1 protein-coding gene is annotated in these 238 nt (G+C 51.3%); it reads left to right on the top strand.

Translation table 11 applies throughout. The features are described from left to right. Positions 1-238: Tn3 family transposase (locus tag E1297_RS00170; protein ID WP_155132500.1), on the top strand; the 238-nt coding region annotated here is incomplete at both ends.

Raw genomic sequence — 238 nt, 5'->3', positions numbered from 1 at the left:
GCTTGGACACCAGATTTGACAATAACTCGGTCGTCAGTGCTATTGTATACTGGAATACTGTTTATCCCAGTCGTGCAGTCGCGGATTTGCGCAGACAAGGTCGGCATGTTCCTGACGAGGTGCTGAAACATGTCTCTCCACTAAGCTGGGAGCACATCAATCTCACCGGGATTTACTCTTGGGACACGGAACACCTGGCTCCGGACGGACCCTGTACACGACACAGTTTACGATTGTG

Source organism: Roseibium sp. RKSG952 (assembly GCF_009711355.1).
The sequence above is the reverse complement of the archived record's forward strand: the minus strand, read 5'-3'. Positions and strand labels throughout refer to the sequence as shown.